At 71.9% G+C, this 2,812-nt stretch carries 3 protein-coding genes; 2 read left to right on the top strand and 1 reads right to left on the bottom strand.

Translation table 11 applies throughout. The features are described 5' to 3' along the window. Nucleotides 1–228: hypothetical protein (locus Q0A33_RS00240; RefSeq protein ID WP_291791410.1), on the bottom strand; the 228-nt coding region annotated here is incomplete at its 3' end. A gap of 95 nt (nt 229–323) precedes the next feature. Here Q0A33_RS00240 and Q0A33_RS00235 point away from each other — a divergent pair. Next, nucleotides 324–1,976 carry an ATP-binding cassette domain-containing protein gene (locus Q0A33_RS00235; protein WP_291791407.1) on the top strand — a complete coding sequence of 551 codons (1,653 nt, stop codon included), beginning with the start codon at nt 324–326 and terminating at the stop codon, nt 1,974–1,976. A 179-nt stretch (nt 1,977–2,155) separates the two neighbouring features. Continuing rightward, nucleotides 2,156–2,773, top strand: a complete 618-nt coding sequence (locus Q0A33_RS00230) for a TetR family transcriptional regulator C-terminal domain-containing protein (protein ID WP_291791404.1) — start codon at nt 2,156–2,158, stop codon at nt 2,771–2,773. The last annotated feature ends 39 nt before the right edge of the window (nt 2,774–2,812 follow it).

Here is a 2,812-nt window from a genome sequence, read left to right as displayed (position 1 = left end):
GGGCCCGCTGCCGGAGAGGCCGAGGTGGTCTGCGGAGCCGGTCTGCTTGCGCAGTCCGTGCGGTCCGTCGGAGAGGGTGATCGACGGGATGCCGCCGCGGGCCCGGGTGTGCCAGAAGTTCTCACCGGAGCCGAGGGCGGCGCGGTCCTCGAGCGAATCGGGGAGCTGCGGGCGGTTCTCCGCGTGGGATTCGCTCTCTGCGTGAGGGCGGTTCTCTGCACGTGGCATGGGGGTCCTTCCTCCGGGGCGTCTCTGCTCGTTCCCACGGTAGGGAACCGGGCTGAGCGGCCGCTGTCTATCACGGCTGTGATAGTTTCGGGGGCATGGCGCATCTCGAAGTCACCTCGCTGACGTACACGCTGGCCGACGGTCGCCCGCTGCTCGACGACGTGTCCTTGAGCGCGGGCAGCGGTGAGCGGGTGGCGCTGATCGGAGCGAACGGCGCGGGCAAGTCCACCCTGCTGGCATGCCTCACGGGGGAGCTCACGCCGGACTCCGGGAGAGCCGTGCACACGGGCTCACTGGGTGTCATGCGGCAGTTCGTCACGAGCGGCACCGTCGCACAGCTGCTCGCGTCCGTCGCCCCTCCTGCGATCCGCGCCGCGGCGGAGCGCCTGGCGCGGACGGAGGCAGTGATGGAGGCCCAGGGCTCCACGGACGCGCAGATGGCCTTCGCCTCGGCGGTGACGGCCTGGGGAGACGCGGGCGGCTACGACTTCGAGGTGCTGTGGGACACGTGCACCGTCGCCGCGCTGGGACTGCCCTACGAGCAGTGCCGGGACCGGCCGCTGGCGGAGCTCTCCGGCGGTCAGCAGAAGCGCCTCGCCCTCGAGGCGCTGCTGCGGGGACCGGACGATCTGCTCCTGCTGGACGAACCGGACAACTCCCTCGACGTGCCCGGCAAGCGCTGGCTGGAGGACCGGCTCCGGGACACGGACAAGGGCGTGCTCTTCGTCAGCCACGACAGGGAGCTGCTGGCGCGGGCGGCCACGGCGATCGTCACCCTGGAGCTGGGAGCGGCGGGCAGCACGGCGTGGACGCATGCGGGCGGATACGGGACCTACCACGAGGCGCGCAGGCACAGGTTCGAACGCCTCGACGAGCTGCGCCGCAGATGGGACGAGGAGCGTGCGAAGCTGCGCGCACTCGTGGCGACGTACAAGCAGAAGGCCGCGTACAACTCGGACATGGCCTCGCGCTATCGGGCGGCGCAGGCGCGTCTGGTGCGCTTCGAGGAGGTGGGTCCGCCGGAGGCGCAGCCGCGCGAGCAGCACCTCGCGATGCGTCTGCGCGGCGGACGCACCGGCACGCGGGCGCTCGTGTGCGAGGGTCTGGAGCTGACGGGGCTCATGCGCCCGTTCGACTTCGAGGCCTGGTACGGCGACCGCATCGCGGTGCTCGGCGCGAACGGATCCGGCAAGTCGCACTTCCTCCGGCTGCTGGCCGGCGGAGGCAGCGATCCCGGTCCGGAGCAGGCGCCCGTGGCCGAGGCGGTCATCGAGCCCGTCCCACACTCCGGCACCGCGATGCTGGGCGCCAGGGTGCGTCCGGGCTGGTTCGCGCAGAATCGCGGACGCCCGGACCTGTGGGGCCGCACGCTGCTGGAGATCCTGCACCGGGGAGAGGGCGACCGCGCAGGGATGCCGCGGGAGGACGCCTCCCGGGCGCTGGCCCGCTACGAGCTCGCGCAGGCCGCCGAACAGCATTTCGAGTCGCTCTCCGGCGGTCAGCAGGCACGGTTCCAGATCCTCCTCCTCGAACTGGGCGGGGCGACCCTGCTCCTGCTGGACGAACCGACCGACAACCTCGACCTGGTCTCCGCCGAGGCGCTGCAGCACGCGCTGGGCCTCTTCGAGGGGACGGTCCTCGTCGTGACGCACGACAGGTGGTTCGCCCGCGACTTCGAGAGGTTCCTCCACTTCCGTGCGGACGGGGAGGTGCGGGAGACCGCGTACCCTGTCTGGGACCAGGACTGACTCGGCCGGGTCGATGCGGCCGACCGTGCACGGGTCGACCGGGCTCGGACCGGCCGGGCTGACGCGAGGCTGAGCTGAGCCGGCCCTGCGCGGGGCGGCCGTGAGGTGTGCCGGAGTCCGCCGTGAGGCGTGCCGCGAAGTGCGGCAGAAGCAGCAGAACAGTCGGAAGAGAGGTGGCCGTGCCCGCACGGATCGATCCAGGTGTGCGACGACGCCACATCATCGAGGCGGCGCTGCGCCTCCTCGTCGCCGAGGGCCTGGAAGGGCTCTCCCTGCGTCGCGTCGCGGCGGAGGCGGAACTCAACATCGGCTCGGTGCGCCACTACTTCGACGGCCACCAGGACCTCCTCGTCGCGGTCGCGGCGGAGGCGGGCGACCGTATGGGGCGCAGGCTCGCCCGGCACCCCGTCGAGGAGCTGCACGGGCTCACCGGGGAGGAGGCGCTGAATGCGCTGCAGGCGCTCGTGGAGGAGCTGCTGCCGCTGGACGAGGAGCGGCACGGGGAGGCCGTCGCACTGCTCGAGCTCATCCTCGCCTCGCGCATCAGGCCGGTCTTCCGCCCGGCCGCGGCGCGGATGGGTGATGATCTCTCCGCGGTGCTCACGGAGGCGTTCGCGGCGCTGCGGACACCTCATCCGGAGAGGTGTGCCGCACAGCTCTCCGCCCTCATCGGCGGTCTGACGACGGACGCGATCACACCCCACGGCGCACTGAGCGCGCAGCGGGTCCGTGAGATCCTCCGCGCGCAGCTGACGATGCTGCTCGCCTCGGACCGAACCGAAGTTACGTCTGCGTAGCGGCCGTGGTGGGCGGCCGCTACGCAGACGTAACTTGTG

Origin of the sequence: Brevibacterium sp., from assembly GCF_022712115.1 — a bacterium.
Taxonomy (GTDB): Bacteria; Actinomycetota; Actinomycetes; order Actinomycetales; family Brevibacteriaceae; genus Brevibacterium; species Brevibacterium salitolerans.
Note: the sequence above shows the minus strand (reverse complement) of the source record. Positions and strands in the feature narration are given on the sequence as shown.

Excerpts from the sequence above, each read along its gene's own strand:
- Q0A33_RS00235 (WP_291791407.1), top strand. The coding sequence starts at position 324 with ATGGCGCATCTCGAAGTCACCTCGCTGACGTACACGCTGGCCGACGGT.